The sequence below is a fragment of the Histophilus somni genome, from assembly GCF_014202395.1.
GTDB classification, from domain to species: Bacteria; Pseudomonadota; Gammaproteobacteria; order Enterobacterales; family Pasteurellaceae; genus Histophilus; species Histophilus somni.
Genome location: NZ_JACHGQ010000028.1, coordinates 1 through 1,004 on the forward strand (window position 1 = coordinate 1; position 1,004 = coordinate 1,004).

At 46.5% G+C, this 1,004-nt stretch carries 1 rRNA gene; it reads left to right on the plus strand.

Features of this window, described 5'->3' with window-relative positions:
* Positions 1-164 precede the first annotated feature (164 nt).
* Positions 165-1,004, plus strand: a 23S ribosomal RNA gene (locus HNR69_RS09485); the annotation flags it as partial.

Sequence of the window (1,004 nt, forward strand, 5' to 3'; positions counted from 1 at the left end):
TGTCTCTAAAGAAGTTCTTTAACAATATAGAAACAAGCTGAAAACTGAGAGATTTTCGAGAGGAAGTCTGAGTAGGGTATACTTAGTCTGAAAGGTGGCTAAGTATGCTAGAGATACGAGAATGGATGATGAAGTTATTGATAGCGGAACATTCAAGATTGTATGGTTAAGTGAATAAGCGCACAAGGTGGATGCCTAGGCAATCAGAGGCGAAGAAGGACGTGCAAATCTGCGAAAAGCTTGGATGAGTTGATAAGAGGCGAATAATCCGAGATATCCGAATGGGGAAACCCGATAGGCGAAGAGTCTATCATTTCATTATGAACACATAGTAATGAAAGGCGAACCGGGAGAAGTGAAACATCTAAGTAACCCGAGGAAAAGAAATCAAAAGAGATTCTGTGAGTAGCGGCGAGCGAAAGCGGAGGAGCCGGTTAGTGATAACGGAGCTGTTAGGGGAATGGACTGGGAAGTTCAATCATAGAGGGTGATAATCCCGTACCTTAAGGCGGCACGGTGGTACTAAGCTAACGAGAAGTAGGGCGGGACACGAGGAATCCTGTTTGAAGAAGGGGGGACCATCCTCCAAGGCTAAATACTCCTGATTGACCGATAGTGAACCAGTACTGTGAAGGAAAGGCGAAAAGAACCCCGGGAGGGGAGTGAAAGAGAACCTGAAACCTTGTGCGTACAAGCAGTGGGAGCCGAGAGGTGACTGCGTACCTTTTGTATAATGGGTCAGCGAGTTATATTTTGTAGCGAGGTTAACTGAATAAGGGAGCCGAAGGGAAACCGAGTCTTAACTGGGCGTTAAGTTGCAAGGTATAGACCCGAAACCCGGTGATCTAGCCATGTGCAGGTTGAAGGTTGGGTAACACTAACTGGAGGACCGAACCGACTAATGTTGAAAAATTAGCGGATGACGTGTGGCTGGGGGTGAAAGGCCAATCAAACCGGGAGATAGCTGGTTCTCCCCGAAATCTATTTAGGTAGAGCCTTATGTG